The organism is Microbacterium sp. Au-Mic1, assembly GCF_021341785.1.
Taxonomy (GTDB): Bacteria; Actinomycetota; Actinomycetes; order Actinomycetales; family Microbacteriaceae; genus Microbacterium.
In genome coordinates this window covers 70,652-92,823 of the sequence record NZ_JAJTTF010000004.1, presented here as the reverse complement: position 1 = coordinate 92,823, position 22,172 = coordinate 70,652, and the positions used below count along the sequence as shown (strand labels likewise).

Below are 22,172 nucleotides of genomic sequence, written 5' to 3'. Positions count from 1 at the left end.
AAGAGAGCCCCGCGACGCGGTTCGCGCGTCGCGGGGCTCGTGGATCACTTGCCGATCTGGCCGACGTACACGATCTTTCCGTTGTCGACCTTGTAGCCGTAGACCGCCGGGGCCTGCAGCTCACCGGTCGCATCCCACTTGTAGTGCTTGCTCAGTCCGTCCTTGTCGTAGTTCTTCACCCAGTCCTTGAGGTCGGCGCGGGTCTGCTTGCCCGCGTCGATGCCGGCCAGCAGCACCGTGGTCGCGTCGTAGCCCTCGATCGAGTAGGTGCCGGGAGCCGCGTTGGACGCCGCCTGGTACTGCTTCGCGAAGTCGGTCAGCAGCTCGCCCGGGATGCACGGGCAGGTGAAGTACGCGTTCTTCGACGCGTCACCGGCGAGCTTGATGAACTGGTCGTCCTTCACACCGTCGGGGCCGACGAACGCGCCCTTGTAGCCCTTGGAGACGAGCTGCTGGTCGAACGGCGCGCCCTCGGCGTAGTAGCCGGCGTAGTAGACGGCGTCGGGCTTCGCGTTCATGATCTTCGAGATCGTGGCCGAGAAGTCCTTCTGGCCTGTGGTCACCTTGTCCGTGCCCACCAGTGCCGAGCCGAGCGCATCGCTGGTCGCGGTGCCGAGGCCGATGCCGTAGTCGGAGTCGTCCTGCACCAGGTAGACCTTCTTGGCCTTCAGCGTGTCGGTGACGAACTTCGCCGCCGCGGGACCCTGCTGCGAGTCGTTGCCGAGGGCGCGGAAGAAGGTGGTCCAGCCGTTCTTCGTCAGGCCGGGGTTGGTGGCCGACGGCGTCAGGTGCACGAGACCCTGCTGCTCGAAGATGTTGCCGGTCGCCTTGGACTCGCCCGAGAACGGCAGGCCGATGACGCCGACGATGTCGGCCTCGCCGACGGCCTGGGTCACCGGTCCGGTCGCCTTGTCCGGGGTTCCCTCGGTGTCGAACTTCTTGAACTGCACCTGGCAGTCGGGGTTCGCCTTGTTGTGCTGGTCGATGGCGAGCTGCACGCCGTTGAAGATGTTGATGCCGAGCTGGGCGTTCGCGCCGGTCTCCGCACCGATGTAGGCGATCGTGGTCGTCGCGGCGCACTTGCCCTTGCCGTCGCCCGCGGGAAGGACCGCGTCCTTCGGGGTGTCGACCGAGGTGACGGTCGGAACGTCGATCCCGCCTCCTCCGCTCGTGGAGCTCGGGCTGCCGGCCTTGTTGGCACAGCCTGCGAGCAGGAGCAGTGCCGCAACTGCTGCGACGCCCGCGGTGAGGGCCTTCTTTCGCATCATTGTGATTGCCTTCCGATTCGGGTCCACCGACCGCCCCTTTGCGAACGTCGATGTCATCAAGGTGTGGTGAGCGTACCTCGGTGTACGCGCTCCGCGCACGACATTAGTCCGACACCGTCCAGTTTTCGTCCGATAACGCGGAACGTCTGCCCGGATCGTTACACGCCGGACACGCGACCGTCACCTGCGTGCAACCCGGCCGCCTGTCACTCACCTCGTGGTCGCGGGCGGCGGTCCGTCGCGCATCAGCCGGGCGCGCCGGACCGCGCGAGGGCGCAGACGCACAGCCCTGCGCCCTCCCGCAACAGCGATACCCTGAGACCATCCCCCAACGGACACACGAGGAGATCACCGTGCCCACTGCCGCTGCCAACATCGGAGTCGTCGGACTCGCCGTCATGGGCTCGAACCTCGCCCGCAACCTCGCGAGCCGCGAGGGCAACACCGTGGCGATCTTCAACCGCAGCTACGAGAAGACGCAGGGCGTGCTGGACGCGCACCCCGAGGCGGGCTTCATCCCCGCCGCCACCTACCAGGAGTTCGCCGACGCGCTGCAGAAGCCGCGCACCGCGATCATCATGGTCAAGGCCGGTGCGGGCACGGATGCGGTGATCGATGAGCTCGTCAAGGTGTTCGAGCCCGGCGACATCATCGTGGACGGCGGCAACGCCTACTTCCCCGACACGATCCGCCGCGAGAAGGCGGTGCGCTCCACCGGGATCAACTTCGTCGGCGCGGGCATCTCCGGCGGCGAGGAGGGCGCGCTCACCGGACCGTCGATCATGCCGGGCGGATCCGACGAGTCCTGGGTGACGCTGGGGCCGATCCTGCGCTCCATCGCCGCGATCGCCGAGGGCGAGCCCTGCGTGACGCACGTGGGCCACGACGGCGCAGGACACTTCGTGAAGATGGTGCACAACGGCATCGAGTACGCCGACATGCAGCTCATCGCCGAGGCGTACGACCTGATCCGTCGCGGCACCGGCAAGACCCCGGCCGAGATCGCCGAGATCTTCGCCGAGTGGAACAAGGGCGAGCTGGAGTCGTACCTCATCGAGATCACCGCCGAGGTGCTCCGCCAGGTCGACGCCTCCACCGGCAAGCCCCTCGTCGACGTCATCCTCGACCAGGCCGGCGCCAAGGGCACCGGCGCCTGGACCGTGCAGACCGCGCTGTCGCTGGGCGTGCCGGTCTCCGGCATCGCCGAGGCCACGTTCGCACGCTCGCTGTCGTCGCACCCCGAGCAGCGCGCCGTCGCCGGAGCCCTGCCCGGCCCCGACGAGGAGTTCGTCGTGACGGATGAGGCCGCGTTCATCGAGGACGTCCGCCTCGCGCTGTACGCGTCGAAGATCGTCGCGTACTCGCAGGGCTTCGACGAGATCCGCGCGGGTGCGGCCGAGTACGGCTGGAACATCGACCTCGGCGCGATCAGCAAGATCTGGCGCGGCGGCTGCATCATCCGCGCGCAGTTCCTGAACCGGATCGCCGACGCCTACGCGGAGACCCCGGATCTGCCCGTCCTGATGACCGCTCCGTACTTCGCCGAGGCGTTCGCCCGGGCGCAGGCCGCCTGGCGCCGCGTCGTCGTCTCCGCCGCGCAGGCCGGCATCCCCTCGCCCGCGTTCTCCTCCTCGCTGTCGTACTACGACGGGATCCGCGCCGACCGCCTCCCCGCCGCGCTCGTGCAGGGCCAGCGCGACTTCTTCGGCGCGCACACCTACAAGCGCATCGACAAGCCCGGCACCTTCCACACCCAGTGGTCCGGCGACCGCACCGAGATCGAGGCCGTCGACACCCACTGACGCGATTCCACAGACGGGTCGTCCCCGTCAGCGCGCCCTCAGGGTCCGCTGGCGGGGACGACTCGCAGATGGCGGGCTTGCGCCGGGCTGGCGCGCCCTCAGGGGCGGGCCGTGGCGTGCCGGAAGGCCGCGGCGCGCACGGCGAGGGCCGCGAGGTCACCGCCGGGCGTCGCGGCATCGCCGAGGAGCGGCCCTCCGACGCCGACCGCGAACGCACCGGCCTCGAGGTACTCCCCCACCGTCCCGACGGACACTCCGCCCACCGGGATGATCCGCGCATCCGGCAGGGGCTCCCGGACGGCGCGGAGGAATCCGGCTCCGAGTCCCGAGGCCGGGAACAGCTTGACGGCGGCGGCGCCCAGGTCCAGACCGCGCTGGATCTCGGTGGGCGAGTAGACGCCGGGGAGCACGCCGATGCCCTCGCGGATCGCGTACGCGACCGACTCGCTCAGCGTCGGCGTGACCATGAACTGCGCACCGGCCGACAGCGCTCTGTCGACGTCCGCCGGGGTGAGAGCCGTTCCCGCGCCGATCATCGCGCCGGCGGGGGCGTCCTGGACGACCTGCGCGATCGCCTCCTCCGCTCCGTTCAGGGTGAGCGCGATCTCCAGCGTCAGCACCCCGGCATCGAGCAGCGCCATCGCGGCCGCGACCGTGGCATCGACCTCGCTGCCACGGAGAATCGCGATGAGCCTGCTCTCGCCGAGGCGCTCCTGCAGGCGGGCGTTGTCCACGATGCTCACGAGTCGCTCCTGCCGGCCGACGCGTCGCGGTGACCGCCCAGCGGGATCGCTCCACCCCACGGCAGCGCGGGCGCACCGCCGACCTCGACCCGCACGCCCAGGATCGCACCGTCCGCGGCGGCGGGACGCGGCAGTCCGATACTCGCTGTCGTGATCACCAGCAGGCCGTCGATGAGCGCGACCGCGGTCGGCCTCGTCGCGGGGAGCGGGATCGTCTCGTCGAGCGTCCCGTCAGGCGAGTAGCGGCGGACCTCGCCCGCATCCCAGACCGCGACCCAGAGCATCCCCTCGTCGTCGATCGCCATGCCGTCCGGGTTGCCTCCGCCGACGGCGCACACGGTGCGCCGGTGCGACAGCCGTCCATCCGGCGCCACGTCGAACGCCTCGATGCTGCGGTGCGGAAGAGTGTCGATGTAGTACATCGTGGATCCGGTGCGGTCGAAGGCGATGCCGTTGGACACCGTGACCCCGCTGAGGCGTTCGACTGCGACCCCGTACTCGTCGATGCTCCACAGGGCGCTGTGCGGATCCCGCGGCATCGACTGGCTTCCCACCCAGAAGCGCCCTGAGGGATCGCAGACCCCATCGTTCATGTAGTCGCCCGGTGCGGCGAGATCCGTGACGACGGGGGTGATGCCGCCCTCATCGGCCACGTGGACCACCCCGCGCTCCGCGGCGACGATCCACCCCGCCCCCGCCTCGACGAGGGGCGCCGGCGCGCCGATCTTCGCCCCGACGACGACCGACACACCGGGAACCAGTCGTCCGTCCTCGATCCGCCCCCGGTGAAACCGACCGGTCGCCATGTCGATCCAGCCGAGGCTGCCGTCACGGCCGTCCCAGCGCGGCGACTCCGCCTGCACGTATCTCTCGTCGGAGATGATCTCGACGGTTCGTGAGCGACCCGAGCGCGACATGCTTGCCCTCTTTCACTGGTAGGCGATAACCGTTATGTGGCAGACTATCTCACAATATGCATACCTCTTGCGCGAAATGCGATCCGATGATGAAGCGGGGAACCTGCCGATGACTTCCACCCTCCACGGCTTGATGCCGATCCTGGCGACGCCGTTCGATGAGACGGGCGCGCTCGATCGCGCCGGCCTTCGGCGACTGGTCGAGTTCGAGCTCGCCTCCGGCGTCGACGGCGTGGCCGTGTTCGGGATGGCGAGCGAGGGCTTCGCGCTGACGACGGAGGAACGACGCGCGATCCTCGACGATGTGACCTCGGTCGTCGGCGGACGCGTTCCCGTCGTGGCCGGCGTCAACGGCACCTCGACGGCGACGTCGATCGAACAGGCACAGCTCGCCGAAGAGGGCGGCGCCGATGCGCTCATGGTGCTTCCCCCGTTCATGGTGAAGCCGGCGGCGACCACGCTCGTCGACTTCTACGGCGAGGTCGCCGGATCCACCTCCCTCTCGGTCATGGTGCAGGACGCCCCCGGCGTCACGGGCGTCGCCATGACGCCGGCGCTCATCGCAGAGCTCGCCCGCCTCGAGGGCGTCGACTCCGTCAAGATCGAGGCGCCGCCGACCGCACCCAAGGTCGGGGCAGTCATCGACGCGCTCGGCGGGGCCGACTTCGCCGTGCTCGGAGGCCAGAACGCGCAGTTCTGCCTGGAGGAGTACGCGCGCGGCGCCATCGGCACGATGCCCGCCTGCGAATTCCCCGATCTGCTCGGCCCGGTGCTGGCCGATTTCGTCGCGGGGCGCGTCGAAGAGGCGCGCGCGGGCTTCCGTCGTATGCTCCCTCTCGTGCTGATCGGGCTGCAGGGCGGCATCGCGTGGGCGGTGCACAAGGAGGTGCTCGTGGCGCGCGGGATCATCGAGCACGCGACCGTCCGCTACCCGGCGGCCCGCCTCGACGCCGGCAGCCGTGCCGCGGTGCATCTCGTCCTCGAGGAGCTCGCCCTTCCTCCGCTGCCGGCCGCGGTGCGCGCGTGACCAGACGTGTGCTGCTGATCGGCGGCGGCTCCGACATCGGCATCGCGATCGCCCGCGCCTTCGCGGAGCGCGGCGACGCCGTGGTCGGCGTCGGGCTGGAACCGACCGTCGATCCGGCGTTCGCGAGCTATCTCGTCGCCGACTGCAGTCGGGCTGAGGGCGCCGAACAGGCCGTCTCGGATGCGACGGAGGCGCTCGGCGGCATCGACGTCGTCGTTCTTGCAGCTGCGCGCATGCCGATCGGCCGCGCCGAGGCGACGAGCGACGAGGACTGGCGCGGGGCACTCGGGGCGACCCTCGACTCGGCGTTCTTCGTCGCCCGAGCCGCCTTGCCGCTGCTCGCGCGCGGCTCGTCGATCGTGGCGGTCACCTCGGTCAATGCCACACTCGCAGCGCCCTCCCTGCCCGCGTATGCGGCGGCCAAGGCAGGTGTCGAGGCCCTCATGCGGCAGCTCGCGCTGGACTACGGCCCCCGCGGGATCCGTGTCAATGCGGTGCAGCCCGGGAGCATCTCCGCGATCGACACCGGTGAGACCGAGGGCTACCCGCTGGGCCGGATCGGGCGCCCGGAGGAGGTCGCCTCGGTCGTCGCGTTCCTCGCCTCGGAGGGCGCCTCCTTCATCACCGGTGCGACGATCCCGGTCGACGGGGGGCTCTCGATGGCCTCCCCCGCCGCGTGGCTGAAGCCGGTGTTGCGCGACCGCTGGCTCTGACCCCCTGACCGAACAGGAATGCCGCGCCGGAGATCCTCCGGCGCGGCATTCGTGTTCGAGACTCAGGAGTTGGCGTCGAGCAGCCCCTGCACCTCCTTCTTCAGGGCGTTGAGACCCGCCTGGACATCCACCTGACCGGCGAGGATGGTCGCGACGCCGCCGCCGATCGCCGCATCGATCTGCGCCGTCACGGCGACACGGTCCCAGGCAGCAGCCCGCGCGTGCTCCGACACCTGGGTGCGGAACGTCCCCTGGAACTTGTCCGCGGCGAGCGCGGGGATCTTGTCCGCGACGCTCTTCGCCGCCGGTGCCACGGCGGAGCGCTCGTAGAGGGCCGTCGCCGCCGCGACATCGGTCGCCGCGTAGGTGATGAACTCGCGGCTCGTCACCTCGCCCTCGCCGGCCGTCGCGAACAGGCCGCTGCCCCAGGCACGGTTGTACGACTTCTTGCCGTCGACCGTGGGGCGCGAGATCGCGCTGACGTTGTCAACGATGTTCTGCGCTGCGCCGTTCTTCTTGAGGAAGGTCGGCACGAGCGGGGCGTCGTCGTACAGAGCCGCCCGTCCGCTGGCGAAGAGGATGCGGGCGTCGCTGCGCGCGACGTTGGTCTGCGTGAGTCCCGCATCCATGAGGGACTTGTACCAGGTGATGGCCTTGACGCTCGCCGCGTCGCCGATGGTGCATTTCAGGTCGTCCGTGACGACCTCGCTTCCGAAGCCCCACATCCAGTGCACGGCGTCCTTCAGGTCGGGGTTCTTCGTGACGGCCGCGTACGGGATCAGCGCAGAGTCCTGCGCCTTGATCTTCTCGAGCGCCGTCGCGAACTGCTCGACGGTCATGCCGGATTTGATGCCGACGCTCTTGGCGATCTCGCCGTTCGTGGCGATGCCGATGCCCGATGCGGTGAGGGGCAGCACGAGCAGCTTGCCGTCCTTCGTGTAGGAGTCGAGGACGCCCTGGGGGATCCCGAGCCCCTTCGCCAGGTCCGTCAGATCGGCGAGCAGGTCCATCGGCGTGAGCACCTGCCATCCACCCGACTGGCCGACGCCGAGCAGTTTGCCGGAGCGACCCGTGAGCGCCAGCTGGGTGGCGGCCTGGTCGTACGGGTAGATCACCGGTGCGACGGTCACTCCCGCGTCTTTGGAGAATCCGTCGATGATCCCCTGCCAGGCGGGCTTGAGCGCCTCCTCTCCGAGCGAGTTGCCGTAGAAGTTGATGGTCTTGGCCTTGGTCGCGGCGTTGGCCGTGGCGCCGGGCGGCGTCGCGGCCGGCGTCGCGCAGCCGGCGAGCGCGAGGACGCCGAAGGCGGCCAGGGCGGTGCCGCCGCCGAGGAAGGCGCGACGACTCAACTGCGAGTTCGGGATGTTCATGGGCACAGCTCCTTCAGGGACAGTTCGGGAATCGAGGTGTATCGGGACAAGCCATTAGCCCTTCACCGCACCGGCGGCGAGGCCGGAGACGAAGTAGCGCTGGAGGACGACGAAGATGATGACGAGCGGGAGCGAGGTGATCAGCGAGGCCGCCATGAGCGCCGGCCAATCCGCTGTGCCCTCGTGGATGAACGCCTGGGTGAGCCCGGCCGGCAGCGTCTGCTTGTCGGGGCCGGCGAGGGTGAGCGCGAACAGGAGGTCGCTCCACCCGCGCATGAAGGCGAACATCGCCGCGGTGATGAGCCCCGGTACGACGAGCGGGAAGACGATCCGGAACACCGTGGCCGTCCGGGAGAGCCCGTCGACCTTCGCGGCCTCGAGGATGTCGTCCGGCAGGCCGTCCATGATCCCCTTGAGCAGGAAGACCGTGAGCGGCAGCGTGAACGTCGTGAACGAGATGATCAGGGCCGCGTAGGTGTAGAGCAGGCCCGCCGAGCTCAGCATCAGGTACAGCGAGATGAGCAGCAGCGCGCCGGGGATCAGCTGGCCGATGAGGAACATGAACATGATCGCGTTGCGTCCGCGATAGCGGAACTTCGAGAGCGAGTAGGCCATCAGCCCGCCGACGAGCACGGCGAGCAGTGCGGTTCCGCTCGACACGATCACGCTGTTGCCGAGGTTCTTCAGCAGGGCGTCGTTCTGGAAGAACCCGACGAAGTTCTCGATCGTCGGATCCACCGGGAAGAACGGGCGGTTCTGCGCGAACACGTCCTCCTTCTTCGTGAACGCCGTCGCCGTGAGCCAGTACACCGGCAGCAGGCCGAACAGGGCCAGCAGGATGAGCGCGAGACGCCCGGGGATGGACAGATGAGGGCGGATGATGCCCTCGCCGACGTCGCGATTGCGGCGCATCATTTCTCCAGTCGACGGTTGAGGAGCAGGTATCCGCTCGAGATGATCGCGAGCAGGACGAGCCACAGCGCGCCCATCGCGGAGGCCTTGCCGAGCTCATAGCTGCCGAACGCGAGGTGGTAGAGACTCACGGCGAGGGTCGTGGTCGAATTGCCCGGCCCGCCACCGGTCATGACGAAGATCGTGTCGAAGTTGCCGAAGTTGTAGATGAACTCGAGCACCGCGACGAGCGTGACCGGCCCGGCGATGTGCGGCAGCGAGATGTACCGGAAGCGCTGGGCACGGGTCGCGCCGTCGATCGTCGCCGCCTCGATCTGCTCGCTGGGCAGCGTCTGGAGCACGGCGAGCGCCACGACCATGATCCAGGGGAAGGAGTGCCAGGTCTTGGCGATGACGACCGCGGCCATCGCTCCCACCGGGTTCCCGAGCATGCTGATCGGCGGCTGACCGAGGATCTCCAGGACGTGGTTCACGACGCCGTAGCTGTCGTTGAAGATCCATGCCCAGAGGAAGGACACGACGACGCCCGGCAGCAGCCAGGGCAGCATCAACGCGCCGCGCAGGATCGTACGGCCGCGCATCCGGGCGTTCAGCAGCATCGCCAGCGCGACGCCGAGGACCAGCGGGAAGACCGTGGACAGCGAAGCGAAGACGAGCGTGGTGCCGAGCCTCGCCACGAACTCGTCCCAGATCAGTCCGTAGTTGTCGAGGCCGACGAACGTGCGCTCAGGGCGCAGCAGGGACTGGTTGTAGAGGCTGGTGCCGATGCTCGAGACGAGCGGGAAGATCGCGATCACGAGGAACAGCAGGACCGCGGGGAGTGCGATCATGAAACCGAAGGTGCGGTCCTTCGCGCCCAGCGTGGAACGGCGTCCCGAGCGCGGAGCGGGGACCTGCTCGCGGATCTCTGGCCGCTCGAGGGTGGCTTGTGGCATGGCATTCACTTTCCGGGTGGGGAAGGCCCGTGGGCCCCTGCACGCCGTCGTCGCAGTCGTCGGCGATGACGTGCAGTCAGTCAACCACATTGCGGATGCGAAATCCACAAAATGCATAACGCACCCACATTTGCCTTGCCTGGCGCCAATACTCTCATTAGGATGACTGGCGACGGCTTCGCAGATGCGGCGGCCGCAGGAGGAGGAGTCGCAATGGCATCGGAATCGGTGGGTGGCACGCAGACCGTGGAGCGGGCGATGTCCCTGCTCGCCTGCTTCACCGAGGAGTCGGGTGAACTCCGGGTCTCCGAGCTCTGCACGCTGACCGGGCTCGGACAGTCCACCGTCTCCCGCATGATGTCGGCGCTCGACCGGATGAAGTTCGTCGTCCAGGACAGCCGGACGGGCCTCTACCGGCTCGGGCCGGCGGCCGTCGCCCTCGGCACGATCGCGCTCAACGGCTCGCCGATCTTCCGCGCATCGCGGCAGATCGCGCAGAACCTCGCCCGTCGCATCGAGATCGGTGTGAACGTCGCCGAGCTCAGTGGCTTCACCTTCACCTATCTCTGCAACTTCGAGGGCGCGCTCGCGCCCAAGTCGTTCGCCATGGCAGGGCGCACCGGACCGCTGCACGCCACCGGCCTCGGCAAGGCCCTGCTCACCGGCATGACCTCCGAGAAGGTCGACGAATACTTCGAGCACTCCCCCCAGCGCTTCACCCCGCACACGATCGTCGATCGCGACGCCATGCAGGTCGCGCTCGACGAGAGCCGCAGCCGCGGATACGCGACCGAGATCGAGGAGCTCGCCTTCGGACGCGCGTGCATCGCGGCGCCGATCCACAACAGGGCGGGCGAGATCGTCGCCGCGCTCTCGGCGAGCGGCCCCCTCTCCGTGCTCGACCTGCACGCCCCCCACCAGGAGCTCGCCCTGCAGCTCATCGAGGCGGCGGACGAGGTCTCGGTGGCCCTCGGTTACAGCCCCTCCCGCTCGGCGAGCGCCTTCGCAGCGCTCTGACCCCGCTGCCGCGTTCCGATCGCGGCGCCCTGAAGCTCATCGCCGCGGCAGACGCCGTCGGCCTCCTCCGCCACGACTGTCTTCGGAGACCCTTGTGAAGATCACCCGCGTCCAGACGTTCCCCCTCTTCCTGTCGCGAGAGGATGCCGACGACTCCTATGCCGGCGACACGGGCGTGGCTCATCGCGGCTACGTCATCCGACCGCCGTGGCGGAGCCTGTACTCCCCCGGCTACGAGACGCTTCTCGTCAAGATCGAGACGGACGAGGGGCTGGTCGGCTGGGGCGAGGCCCTGGCCCCCGTCGCCCCCGAGGTCGTCGCGGCCGTGGTCGATCACCTGCTCGCCCCGCTCATCCTCGGAGAGGACCCGAGATCCGTGCGGACGCTCTGGCACCGGATGACCGAGTCGATGCGCGAGCGCGGGCACCTCACCGGGCACCAGGCGGACGCCATGGCGGCGGTCGACATCGCGCTCTGGGACCTCTGGGGACACGCGACGGGCCTGTCCGTCTCCGAGCTCGCGGGTGGCCGTTTCGCGGAGATCCTGCCGACGTATGTCTCCGGGATACGCGGGAATGACGATGCGGAGCGGGTCAACAAGGCGACGGTCTTCGTGGAGGCGGGCGTGCGGCGGATCAAGCTGCATCTCGGCACCGACATCCGCACCGACCTCGCCACCTATGACGCGATCCGCGCCGTGCATCCGGAGCTCGAGCTCGCGCTGGACGCGCACTGGACCTACCGGCTCGGCGAGGCGAAGGCCCTGGGGCGCGAGCTCGATGACCGCAGGGCCTGGTTCTTCGAGGCGCCCCTGGCGCCGGAGGACGTCGAGGGCCACCGCGATCTGGCCGCGTCACTGGCCACGCCGATCGCGATCGGCGAGGCGATGCGGAGCCGCTTCGAGTTCACCGACTGGCTCGCCCGCCGGGCTGTCGGTCTGACGCAACCCGACATCGGCCGCACGGGCATCACCGAGGGACTCGCCATCGCCGCGGTCGCCGACGCGTTCCACGCGCAGGTCGCACCCCACCATTCCGCCGCCTTCGGCATCGCCATGGCCGCGGGAGTGCACGTCGCGGCGAGCGCCACCTCGCTGCTCGCCTTCGAGTACCAGCCGTTCACGCTGCCCGTGGCCAACCTCATCCTGAGCACCCCGCTCGAGGTGCGACCCGACGGAGGATTCATCGTCCCCACCGGCCCCGGACTCGGCGTCACGGTGGACGAAGCGGCCGTCGCGCAGTTCGTCCGGCGCTGATCGCACAGCGCCCGCAAGAGGGGGTGGACCGGAGCCGTGCTCCGGTCCACCCCCTCTTCGTCAGTCGCCGACCCGCACGAACTGCGCGGCGCTCACCCGGTGGATGCTCGTGTTGCGGACCTCGAGCCGCACGACGCCGGGAGCGCTCGCGTCGCACCGGAATGTGCCCAGCGCCCGCCAGGCAGCCGCCCCCTGGGTCTGGTCCACGATCACCTCACTGCTGCCGCCCTGGTGCTCGACGACGTAGGCCGCGGACGTGGTGGTCGTCGGATTCGTCGGGTACCAGACCGAGACGCGGTAGAGACCCGGCTGAGGAAGGTCCGCCTTCCAGGTCACCGTGCTGCCGACGGAGCCGGAGTCGCTGTACCGCGTGCGCGTCCCGTTCCAGCCGGAGAGACCGCTCGGATACCACTGCCCGGTCTCGAGGTATCCGGGCCAGGGAGACTGCGTGTGCACGATCACGCCTTCGTCGGCCATTCGCACCAGGACGCCGCGGCGCAGGCTCTGATCCAGCCTCGCCTCGAACCGGGTGCTCGATCCCGGAGCGATGCCCGCCCCTGCCGTCACGGTCCAGGTGTGCGTCAGGTCCGAGCGCGGCGGCACCACGACGGCCGCGTCCCGCTGATCGATGGTCCAGCCGGTCGCACCGTAGAGGGCGAGCGTGCCCTGGAGCGGGGTGACGCCGGTGTTGATGACCAGAGCGGTCAGCTTCACCGTGGCCCCGGGACCAGCGGCAACGTCGGTGTCGGTCGCGAGGGAGACGAGGCGACGGCGATCGATCACCTCGATCGACGCGGGCCTCAACGTGACGGGCGTCGCCCCCGGCGCCGACAGGGATCCGGCGACCTGGACCTCTCCGAGCGGGGCGGACGCCCCGATCACGACGGCGGCCTCCACCCGGACCGTCGCGTGCGCCGGAGCCGTGATCGTCGGCACCGTGCCGTCCGGCTGCCACCCGCCCGGCAGGGTCAGCGCGACGCTGCCGGCGATCGGCTGCGCCGTCCCGTTGCGCACCTCGATGATCAGCGGGACCCTGTCGCCGGCCGTGCCCGTGGCCTGGGCCACCACGTCGCCGGAGACGCCGGCTCCGGAGCCTGCGCCGCCGAGCCGAGCCGGCAGGCGCAGCGTGACCTCGTCGGTGGTGGATCCGCCGGCCGAGACCGTATAGGCGAACGCCTTCGAGGGATCGTCCACGGGGATCGTCCACTCGTAGGGATACTCCTTGGCGGGAGCCTGCTGGGAGGCCTGCCCGCCGATCCGGTAGGAGAGCGTCGCCTGCTGCTCCGTGTCGATCTGCACGTACGCGTCGTACCCCTGCCCGCCGGGCCGCACCAGGAGCATGCCGCGGACGAGTCCATAATCTGTCGCCGGATCGGCGTCGACCTCGCGGAAGCTGTCCGGACCGTGGTCGACGATGTCGTCGAACGGCAGCTCCGGCCGCGCCACCGCCACGTCCCGGACGACCAGGGCGAGCAGTCCGTGCCCTGGCACGGTGACCGCGACCCGGCCGTCGACCGCGGCCTGGGAGGAGCGGGTGCCGTCCGCCGCGACCACTTCGACCCCGGGCGCGGCGGTGCGCGGCAGTCCCGTCAGCTCACCGGCGAGGTCGACGACGACCTGCTGGGCATCGGACGCGGAGTTCGTCAGGCTGATGTAGAGCGCGCCGTTGCCGACGCCGGCGATCCAGTTGATCAGCGGGTTGTCCAGCGCGATCAAGCCCGCCGGGAAGTAGGGCCACACCCCGGTCTCGCCGAAGAACGAGCCGGGCGCATGACCGTACGCGAAGAACTTGAAGTAGGCGAAATCCGCCTCGAACACGTGCGGGAATTCGATGCTTCCGGAGCTGCGGTAGAAGCTCTCGCTGATCAGATAGTCCATGGCCAGGCCGAGCTGCGCCGGGGCGTGGTGGAAGTAGTACCCGGTGATCCCGACGGGGCCGCTCGTGGCGAAGTCCGGTTTCATCTGCGCGACCTGGAACTGCCGGCCGTAGTAGCCGGGATACGTCGTGAACCTGCCGATCACCATGTTGTGCGCGACGTCGGCGAGCAGCGCGTCGCCGGTGTGGTGGGCGAGCCGCAGCAGCGCTCCGGCCCAGCACGGGTTGAACACATACCCGCCGCCGGGATCGGTCACGGCGCTCACCCCGAGCTTGAACGAGGAGAGCGCTTCGAAGGTGAGACCGGAGGGCGAGACATACCAGGCCGGGACGGTCTCGGTCGCGACGCCCGTGACGGGGTACGGCGGCAGCGATGAGCGGGACTCCCAGTCGTACTGCTGCGTGATCACGTGGTCCACGGGGACCGTGACCGTCTGATCCGGAACGGGTCGCACGGCGGTCTGGGTGATGAACCGCTGCACCTCGCGGTGCGCTCCCTCCAGGAAGACGGCCTCACCCGTGACCTCGAACAGTTCGAGCAGGTCGACCCAGTACTTGGAGAAGCTGTAGGCGAAGCCGCCGGGCGGCTGGCCGTTGCCGCGGTAGGGCGTGAGGATCTGCTCCTGTACGTAGCGGTGGCCGATCAGACTCGCCTCCGCCAGGTACGCCGGATCTCCGGTGGCCCGGTAGGTCGCGAGCGGAACGGCGAAGGGGGCGCGGCTCTGCCCGACGACGCCGGACTTCGTGGCCTGCACCGCGAGCCGCTGGATCCCGGCGTTGCGCCCATGGGTGAGCTGGTAGAGGGCCGTCAGGTTCACCGCGTCGGTGGGGATGCGGCCGAGCCGGTACTGCGTCTTGTCGTTGTAGACCGGGCTGCCGATCATGGGCGTGTGCCCGATCCCCTTGCGCGACAGCTGGTACTCGATCAGCGGGCGGGCTCGCCGGTCGTACAGGGTGCCGCCGGTCTTGCCGGTGAGATAGTGCGCGGAGAGCACCACCCCGCTCGCGGCCGTGCGGACGGCATCCTCGTTCTCCACATCGACGAAGCCCTTGGCGCGGTTCCACCAGCCGGAGAAGGACGGGATGTAGTCCACCGAGTCGTCCCCGGCGGGCTCGACGGCGATCAGCTCGGCCATCGCGTGCACCGCGTCGGTCAGCGATCGCTCGTAGACGTTGCGCCGATACGCCGTCAGCCCGTATTCGCCGCGGCACAGCTGGGAGTACGCGGCGTACAGGGTGTCCGCCTGCGCGGCCACCCCGAACGCGAAACCGCGCTCCTCCCCCACAGCCATCGCGGTGCGCAGGCCCGGCTGCGGCGAGTACATGCACGGGACCAGGTCGAGGCTGTCATTGCGCAGGCTCATGCCGTACGGCTGGCGGTCCGACATGAGCTGCCGCTCGTGCACGAACTCCGCGACCTCGGAAGGCAGGTAGATACCGGACGTGACGGGGACGCCGCTCACGGCGTACTGGGTGAGCGCCATCGGGGCGAAGAGCTCCCAGGCTCCGAGCGGGGCGGACCCGTCGAGGACGGAGAGCGCGTGCTGGTACGACCCGCAGAGCACTTCGTCGAGATCGTCGAGCGATCGGGCATCCTGACTCTGATAGCCGACGATGTAGTCCCCGGCATTCTTCGCCGTCAGCACATGGTGGGCCTCCGGGTTGTCGCCCTCGAGACGCCAGCGCACCACGAACTCGACGTCGTCGGTGCTGGTACGCAGCTCGATCGCCTGCGGGCCGAGGACCTGGAACGAGGTGAAGCCGAGCCAGCTCGGCGCCAGCGGCCCGTAGAGCTCCGGCGCGCTGCCGGAGGGCAGCGAGCCCTTCAGCACCACCCATTGCTCGTCGAAGCGGTGCGCCGCGTCCGTCACGGCGAGCCATCCGCCGTCATGCGCGACCTCGAGATCGCGCACGATCGTCGCCCCTCCGTCCCACGTGGCCTGGAAGAACGTCATCCGGTGGTTCGTGCCGACCAGCTGCGCGACCTGCGTCATCGCCAGGTTCGGCTTGTCCAGCCGGCGCAGCGCATCCGCGTAGGCGCCGGTCGCGGTGGGGAGCTCGGTGGCCGCGGCCGAGCCTCCGGCGGTCTGTGCGCCGAGGACCGGCGGGAGCACGCCCGCGATCACCAGCATGCGCAGCACGGATCGCCGGCTCCACTGCAGGGAGCCCTCGTCATCTCTCGCATTCTTCCTTGCAATCATGATGCATATATTGCAATCCGTATGCGATGATGTCAATGGATCCTCCTGCAGGCGGCCGAACGCTGTCTGCGCGGCAGGATCGAGGAGGCGCGGAACCGGTGAGGAGTCAGTCGTTGTCCAACGGAACACCCGAAGAACTGACCGAGTACTCGCTCGGAGCACTGCTCGTACCCCCGCCGCATCTCCCCGAGCCGGACGACTTCGACCGGTTCTGGCAGTCGACCTTCGAGGAGTTCGGCACCGGCTCGGTCGCGTGGCGGACCGTTCGTGATCTGCAGGCCACGCCGACCCATCGTCTGACGGAGATCCGCTTCGACTCCTCCGCGGACGAGCAGGCCGCCGCGTTCGTCATGGTGCCGCACACGATGACCGCCATCCGGCGCGGGCTCGTGATCGGGCACGGCTATGGCGGACGCACAGGTCCCGATGCCGAGCGCGTGCCCGCGGACACGGTCGCGGTCTTCCCCTGCGCACCGGGAACCGGCCCGGATGCGCCGAGCCGCTTCCCGGCGCTCCCCGCGGAGCACGTGCTGGCAGGCATCGCCCACAGGGACAGCTACTCGCTCCGTTTCGCCGCCGCGGACATCTGGCGTGCGGCGACGGTGCTGCTGGACATCGCCGCGGACGCCGCGGACGCCCTCGATTTCAGCGGCAGCAGCTTCGGCGGCGGGATCGGTGCGATGGCGCTCCCCTGGGACGCGCGCTTCCGCCGTGCGGCGCTGGACGTGCCCAGCTTCGGAGCGCACGCGATCAGGCTCACCCGGCACTGCACCGGGAGTGGAGAGGCCGTCCGGACGCATCTGCGCACGCACCCCGAGGCACGTTCCACGCTCGACTACCACGACGCGGCGACCGCGGCACGACGCCTTCGCATACCGGTGCACGTCGGCGCCGCGGTGCTCGACCCCGCAGTCGATCCGCGCGGACAGTTCGCGGTCTACCACGCGCTCGCCGGACCGCGGCGGCTGTCGGTGCGGGCCAACGGTCACATCGACGGCCCGGAGGGCCGGCTCGCGGACGCCCTGGCCCTGCAGGCGGCGATCGACTTCCTGGCACTGCCCGCCGACCGACTGCGGGACGGGGTGAACGCCGCGCCTGCCTGAGCCCCGTGATGCGCAGCTCGCTCCCACCGACGCGTCGTCCTCGTCAGCGTGCCCTCCGGGACGCGCTGACGAGGACGACTCGCAGAGGGAAGGTCACACCTCGGTCAGGCGACCGTTCTTGAGGCGCAGGCGGCGGTGCGCGCGTTTGGCGACCGCCGAGTCGTGCGTGACCACGATGAGGGTCAGCCCGTCCGCGCAGAGCGACTCGAGCAGCACGAGGATCTCATCGCGCATCTCCTCGTCGAGGTTCCCGGTCGGCTCGTCGGCGAGCAGCACACGCGGCTTCTTCACGATCGCGCGGGCGATCGCGACGCGCTGCTGCTGACCTCCGCTGAGCTCGCCGGGCAGGTGATCGCCACGGTCTGCCAGGCCGACGTGGGCAAGCGCCTCGTCCACGCGGGTGCGCCGCTCCTCGGCCGGGATCTTGAGCGGCACGAGCGCCATCGCCACGTTCTGGATCGCCGTGAGCGTGGGGATGAGGTTGAAGCCCTGGAACACGAACCCGATCTCTTCGCCGCGCAGCCGGCCGAGCTCCCGGTTCGAGGCGGTGGACAGCTCGGTGCCACCCAGCACGAGCGACCCGCCGGAGGGGCGATCCAGTGCGCCGAGCAGTTGCAGCAGGGTGGACTTCCCCCCGCCCGTGGGGCCCTGAATGGTGACGAACTCCCCTGCCCGGATCTCGGCAGTCGCGCCGGCCAGCGCCGTGACCTTCCGGCCCTTCGTCTGGTAAGTGCGCGTGACGTCGGTCAGCCGGTACAGCGCCGGCGGCTCGGTCTCGATGATGCTCATGTTGTCGTCTCTCCTGGTAGGGGTGCGGGGTCAGGCTGCGGAACGCAGTGCTTCGGCGGGGCTCAAGCGGGCCGCCCGCCATCCGCCGATGGCACCGGCGACGAGGCCGCCGAGGATCGCGAGGCCCACGGCCGCGACGAGGATCGTCACGCTGAGCGGAGCGTGCAGCACGACCGCCTGCGCGGACTCGCCGAGGCCGCGAAAGGCTCCCCCGCCTCCCCCGCCCTGGAACGCGCCGCCCGCAGCTCCGGCGCCGGCTTGTCCGCCTCCCGCACCGCCGCCGCGCGCGAACCCGGAGGCCGATGCACCCGAGATCGTGGGCTGGACGAGATTCACGACGAGGATCCCGACGAGACCGAGCGCGAGTCCCGCCGCGCCCCCGATGAGCCCCTGCACGAGCGACTCGCCGGCCACCTGGCGGACGATCCGCCCGTTGGACCAGCCGATGGCCTTGAGCGTGCCGAACTCGCGGGTGCGCCGGGCGACGCCGGACAGCGTGAACAGCACGGCGAGGAGTACGGCGACCGCGAGCACGATGATGGAGAGCCACGTGCCGAGGCCCTCGATCATGCCGGCGGCGCTCGCGAGGGATCCGGAGACGGTGGAGGCGAGATCCGCCTGCGAGCTCACGGTCGCGGTCGGAAGCGCCTTGGCGAGCGCGGTCTGCACGGACGCGATGTCGGAAGCGGAGGCCGCCTTCACGTAGACCGTCGACACCACGTCACCCGTGCCCGCGATCTTCTGGGCGGTGTCGAGCGGCAGGTACACGTTCGCCGCGGTGTCGGCGGAGTCTGACGACGAGGCCACAATCCCGACGATCTTCACCGTGGACCCGCCCACGTCGATCGTGCCACCCACGCTCAGGCTCTTCGAGGTGGCGTACGTGCCGTCCACCACGGCGACCAGCTGGCCCGCATCGGCGGCGGCGAGCGCGCGCCCCGACGAGACCTTCACCGATGAGAGCGGGCCCACGCTCGTCCCCGCAGAGGGGTCGACGCCCAGCACCGAGAACGAGTTGAGCCCGAAGTTGCCGCCGCCGAATCGCGGGCGCTCGCCCGTTCCCTGTCCTTCGCCCGCACCGGACTGGCCGGTGCCGGACTGGCCGGTGCCGCCCTGCTGCGTCCCCTGCTGGGCGATCTGCCCGTCGAACGTGATGTTGGTCAGGCTGAGCGCGCCCGTCGCGGCAGCGACGCTCGCCGTGCCCGAGATGGTCTTCACGCCCGCCGCATCGATCGTCCCGCGGGCCGGGGAGGCGCGCAGCACGGACGTCTTCAGGGTCGTGCTGCCATCGCTGCCGGCGGCCCCGCCGCCGGCCCCGAAGTCGAAGCGCTGCCCGGTGTCGCTGCCGCGCTGAGCCGGTGCGCCGGTCACAGTGAGGTCGGTGCCCACGCCGTACACGCGGGCGAGCGCCTGCGTCTGCGCGTCGCGCACTCCCGCCGCCAGCGCGTTGACGACGATCACCAGGGCGATCGCTATCGCGAGGCCCACGGCGACGATCACCGTCTGCTTCTTCCGCCCGGCCAGTTCCCGGCGCAGATACGTCCCGTACATGCTTCTCCTTCGGTCACGCTCGTGCTGGTGACGCTAGGAGCCGGGTCTGGGGCGCGATGATGGTGCGGCTATGCGCGCGCTAAGCACGCTGGACGCCCGGGGCGGCGCGACTCGGCCGTCGCTGCCGGGTCACCGCTCGACCCGACGGCGGCGCATTCAAAAGCTCATAGACCGTTCATAGGAAATTGAGGAGAATAGATCCCATGAACGATCACGCCACTGAGCTGCGCCGCCCCGATGGCTCTCCCCTGCGGATCCTCGCGGTCGACGACGAGCCGATGCTCACCGACCTCCTCGCCATGGCCCTGCGGATGGAGGGTTGGGAGGTGCGCACCGCCGGATCAGGACTCGAAGCGCTCCAGGTCGCCCGCGACTTCGGGCCCGACGCGCTGGTCCTCGACGTCATGATGCCCGATCTGGACGGGCTCGGCGTCCTCAAGCGCCTGCGCGAGCAGGGCAACATGGTGCCCGTCGTGTTCCTCACCGCCAAGGACGCGGTGAGCGACCGGATCGCGGGCCTCACCGCCGGCGGCGACGACTACGTCACCAAGCCGTTCAGCCTCGAGGAGGTCGTCGCACGGCTGCGCGCCGTGATCCGCCGATCCGGCGGCGCCACCACGGACGCGAGCGACTCGATCCTGCAGGTCGGCGACCTCACCCTCAACGAGGACAGCCATGAGGTGGTCCGCGCCGGCGACGAGATCGAGCTGACCGCCACCGAGTTCGAGCTGCTGCGCTTCCTGATGCGCAACGAGCGCCGTGTGCTCTCCAAGGCCCAGATCCTCGATCGCGTGTGGAGCTACGACTTCGGCGGTCGCTCCAGCGTCGTCGAGCTGTACATCTCCTACCTGCGCAAGAAGCTGGACGCGGGGCGCGAGGTGGCGCTGATCCACACCGTGCGCGGGGTCGGCTACATGATCAAGGCACCGCAGCAGTAAGACGACCGCACCGAGCACGAAGAAGGCAAGCCCACGATGAATCCGTTCCGCACCCGCCCCAGGGGACCGCTGTCCCTGCAGACGCGGCTGATGGCGGCGGTCACCGGATTCGTCTCGCTCATCCTCGTCGTGATCGCGATCGCGACGAGCGTGGTGCTCGGCAACGTGCTCAACGGGCGGCTGCAGGACGAACTGGCCGCGACCGCGAAGGGCGTCGGCGGCATCGCCCGGCAGTCGGCCGTGATCGGCCATTTCGTGCCGAACGCGTCCGACCTCGTGGTCGGGCCGACCGGCGTCCCCAACGGCACGCTCGTGATCGTGGTCTCGCAGACCGGGGCCGCGACCGGCACCGTGGTCACGTCCGATCGGGTCGCGCAGGACCTCACCGCCCTGCAGATCCATCAGGTCGTCACCGCGCTCTCAGAGGGACGGTACGCGGAGGATCTCTCGCAGCTCGGCGACTATCAGTTCGTGCATCAGCCCGTGCCGCCGACGGGTCCTACCCAGTTCGAGGTGATCACGGGCCTTCCCCGTGCCTCCACGGAGGCGCAGATCACGACGCTGTTCTCCATGATCGCGCTCACCACGATCGGCGGGCTGATCCTGCTCGCGCTGTCCACGGCGATCACGATCCGGGTCGCCCTGCGTCCGCTCCGCGAGGTCGCGGCGACCGCGAACAGGGTCGCCAACCAGCCACTGGACCGTGGAGACGTGTCGATCACGGAACGCGTGCCGGCCGCCGAGGCCGATCCGCGCACCGAGACCGGACTCGTCGGATCCGCGCTGAACACGCTGCTCGACCACGTCGACGCCTCGCTCGCGGTGCGGCAGCGCAACGAGGAGCGGATGCGGCAGTTCGTCGCCGACGCGAGCCATGAGCTCCGCACGCCGCTGTCCTCGATCCGCGGATACTCGGAGCTGTCGCTGCGCGCGCTGTCGAAGTCGGATGCCCCGGAGGATGCGGCCACGGCCTCCGCGCACACCGCCCTGGAGCGCATCCAGGCGCAGTCGCTGCGGATGACCAGCCTCGTCGAGGACCTGCTGCTGCTGGCACGCCTCGAGGAGGGCAGGGAGCTCTCGCTCTCCACCGTCGACCTGTCCCGGCTCGCGATCGAGGGCGTCGAGGATGCCCGCCCCACCGCGCCGGACCACGACTGGGCGATCGACGTGCCCGAGGAGCCCGTCGAGCTCATCGGCGACACCGGACGGCTGCAGCAGGTCGTCACGAACCTCCTCGCGAACGCGCGTACGCACACCCCCGCCGGAACGCAGATCACGATCGAGGTGGCGGAGGAGGGGCACGAGGCCGTCCTGCGGGTGTGCGATGACGGACCCGGCATCGACCCCGCCGTGCGGGATGAGCTGTTCAGCCGCTTCGCCCGCGGTGATCGCTCCCGCAACCGGGCGACCGGCGGATCCGGCCTGGGCTTGTCGATCACGAAGGCGATCGTGGACGGCCACGGCGGCACGATCTCCGTGCAGAGCGAACCCGGCGCGACGCTGTTCACGGTCCGCCTGCCGAGGGTGCCGCACCCGCAGACGGGCAGCACTCCGTCGGGCACGAAGCCGAGCGGCACGCCGTCGACGGGCCCGGCGCCCTCGACGCCCTCCGGATCCGCCGACAGCTCCCCCGATGGCGACTCCGGCCGCGGCGGGCACGAGATGACCCGCACGCTCGGCGGGCACTGAGACCGCACCGACCGCGCGACTCCGCACATCGCACTGCGTTTCGTCTCGCTCCGCCTTCGGCGGTGC

General features: G+C 69.9%; 17 protein-coding genes. 8 read left to right on the top strand and 9 right to left on the bottom strand.

Annotated elements, in window-relative coordinates:
• Nucleotides 1–44 precede the first annotated feature (44 nt).
• Nucleotides 45–1,268 (bottom strand): branched-chain amino acid ABC transporter substrate-binding protein, encoded by a 1,224-nt coding sequence (locus LXM50_RS06645; protein WP_233310524.1) that lies wholly within the window; start codon nucleotides 1,266–1,268, stop codon nucleotides 45–47.
• A 353-nt stretch (nucleotides 1,269–1,621) separates the two neighbouring features.
• Between LXM50_RS06645 and gndA the strand changes: the two genes are divergently transcribed.
• Nucleotides 1,622–3,070, top strand: coding sequence for an NADP-dependent phosphogluconate dehydrogenase (gndA, locus tag LXM50_RS06640; protein ID WP_233310523.1), 1,449 nt, complete (start codon nucleotides 1,622–1,624; stop codon nucleotides 3,068–3,070).
• A 98-nt stretch (nucleotides 3,071–3,168) separates the two neighbouring features.
• On the opposite strand, the gene LXM50_RS06635 is transcribed toward gndA, so the two are convergent.
• Together LXM50_RS06635 and LXM50_RS06630 are read right to left on the bottom strand one after the other, a co-directional pair.
• On the bottom strand, nucleotides 3,169–3,813 hold the full coding sequence (locus LXM50_RS06635; protein ID WP_233310522.1) for a bifunctional 4-hydroxy-2-oxoglutarate aldolase/2-dehydro-3-deoxy-phosphogluconate aldolase: 645 nt from the start codon (nucleotides 3,811–3,813) through the stop codon (nucleotides 3,169–3,171).
• On the bottom strand, nucleotides 3,810–4,730 hold the full coding sequence (locus LXM50_RS06630; RefSeq protein WP_233310521.1) for an SMP-30/gluconolactonase/LRE family protein: 921 nt from the start codon (nucleotides 4,728–4,730) through the stop codon (nucleotides 3,810–3,812). Before LXM50_RS06630 ends, LXM50_RS06635 begins: the two co-directional genes overlap by 4 nt.
• A 109-nt stretch (nucleotides 4,731–4,839) precedes the next feature.
• On the opposite strand from LXM50_RS06630, the gene LXM50_RS06625 reads away from it, so the two are divergent.
• The gene (locus tag LXM50_RS06625; RefSeq protein WP_233310520.1) at nucleotides 4,840–5,757 is read left to right on the top strand and encodes a dihydrodipicolinate synthase family protein; all 918 of its coding nucleotides are present in this window, start codon (nucleotides 4,840–4,842) and stop codon (nucleotides 5,755–5,757) included.
• On the top strand, nucleotides 5,754–6,470 hold the full coding sequence (locus LXM50_RS06620) for an SDR family NAD(P)-dependent oxidoreductase (protein WP_233310519.1): 717 nt from the start codon (nucleotides 5,754–5,756) through the stop codon (nucleotides 6,468–6,470). Before LXM50_RS06625 ends, LXM50_RS06620 begins: the two co-directional genes overlap by 4 nt.
• Before the next feature lie 62 nt (nucleotides 6,471–6,532).
• Here LXM50_RS06620 and LXM50_RS06615 read toward each other — a convergent pair whose 3' ends face one another.
• The 3 genes from LXM50_RS06615 to LXM50_RS06605 all read right to left on the bottom strand — a co-directional run bounded on the left by LXM50_RS06615 (nucleotide 6,533) and on the right by LXM50_RS06605 (nucleotide 9,687).
• Nucleotides 6,533–7,840: an ABC transporter substrate-binding protein gene (locus LXM50_RS06615; protein WP_233310518.1), complete on the bottom strand. Its 1,308-nt coding sequence runs from the start codon at nucleotides 7,838–7,840 to the stop codon at nucleotides 6,533–6,535.
• A 54-nt stretch (nucleotides 7,841–7,894) separates the two neighbouring features.
• Nucleotides 7,895–8,455 carry a carbohydrate ABC transporter permease gene (locus LXM50_RS06610; RefSeq protein WP_374107812.1) on the bottom strand — a complete coding sequence of 187 codons (561 nt, stop codon included), beginning with the start codon at nucleotides 8,453–8,455 and terminating at the stop codon, nucleotides 7,895–7,897.
• 296 nt (nucleotides 8,456–8,751) lie between these two features.
• A complete protein-coding gene (locus tag LXM50_RS06605) occupies nucleotides 8,752–9,687 on the bottom strand; it encodes a carbohydrate ABC transporter permease (RefSeq protein ID WP_233310516.1) in 936 nt (311 codons plus the stop codon).
• A gap of 213 nt (nucleotides 9,688–9,900) precedes the next feature.
• Here LXM50_RS06605 and LXM50_RS06600 point away from each other — a divergent pair, with 213 nt between their 5' ends.
• Complete coding sequence (locus LXM50_RS06600; RefSeq protein ID WP_233310515.1) at nucleotides 9,901–10,704, top strand: IclR family transcriptional regulator; 804 nt, start codon at nucleotides 9,901–9,903, stop codon at nucleotides 10,702–10,704.
• 94 nt (nucleotides 10,705–10,798) lie between these two features.
• On the top strand, nucleotides 10,799–11,959 hold the full coding sequence (locus LXM50_RS06595; protein ID WP_233310514.1) for a mandelate racemase/muconate lactonizing enzyme family protein: 1,161 nt from the start codon (nucleotides 10,799–10,801) through the stop codon (nucleotides 11,957–11,959).
• A 60-nt stretch (nucleotides 11,960–12,019) separates the two neighbouring features.
• Here LXM50_RS06595 and LXM50_RS06590 read toward each other — a convergent pair whose 3' ends face one another.
• Nucleotides 12,020–16,036 carry a hypothetical protein gene (locus tag LXM50_RS06590; protein ID WP_233310513.1) on the bottom strand — a complete coding sequence of 1,339 codons (4,017 nt, stop codon included), beginning with the start codon at nucleotides 16,034–16,036 and terminating at the stop codon, nucleotides 12,020–12,022.
• 113 nt (nucleotides 16,037–16,149) lie between these two features.
• On the opposite strand from LXM50_RS06590, the gene LXM50_RS06585 reads away from it, so the two are divergent.
• Nucleotides 16,150–17,139 (top strand): acetylxylan esterase, encoded by a 990-nt coding sequence (locus LXM50_RS06585; protein WP_233310512.1) that lies wholly within the window; start codon nucleotides 16,150–16,152, stop codon nucleotides 17,137–17,139.
• A gap of 93 nt (nucleotides 17,140–17,232) precedes the next feature.
• On the opposite strand, the gene LXM50_RS06580 is transcribed toward LXM50_RS06585, so the two are convergent.
• Nucleotides 17,233–17,928, bottom strand: a complete 696-nt coding sequence (locus LXM50_RS06580; protein ID WP_233310511.1) for an ABC transporter ATP-binding protein — start codon at nucleotides 17,926–17,928, stop codon at nucleotides 17,233–17,235.
• A 30-nt stretch (nucleotides 17,929–17,958) separates the two neighbouring features.
• The gene (locus LXM50_RS06575) at nucleotides 17,959–19,479 is read right to left on the bottom strand and encodes an ABC transporter permease (RefSeq protein WP_233310510.1); all 1,521 of its coding nucleotides are present in this window, start codon (nucleotides 19,477–19,479) and stop codon (nucleotides 17,959–17,961) included.
• Between the two features lie 203 nt (nucleotides 19,480–19,682).
• On the opposite strand from LXM50_RS06575, the gene LXM50_RS06570 reads away from it, so the two are divergent.
• Nucleotides 19,683–20,417 (top strand): response regulator transcription factor, encoded by a 735-nt coding sequence (locus tag LXM50_RS06570; protein ID WP_045270808.1) that lies wholly within the window; start codon nucleotides 19,683–19,685, stop codon nucleotides 20,415–20,417.
• Nucleotides 20,418–20,453: 36 nt separating this feature from the next.
• Nucleotides 20,454–22,106: an ATP-binding protein gene (locus LXM50_RS06565; protein ID WP_233310509.1), complete on the top strand. Its 1,653-nt coding sequence runs from the start codon at nucleotides 20,454–20,456 to the stop codon at nucleotides 22,104–22,106.
• Nucleotides 22,107–22,172: the final 66 nt, after the last annotated feature.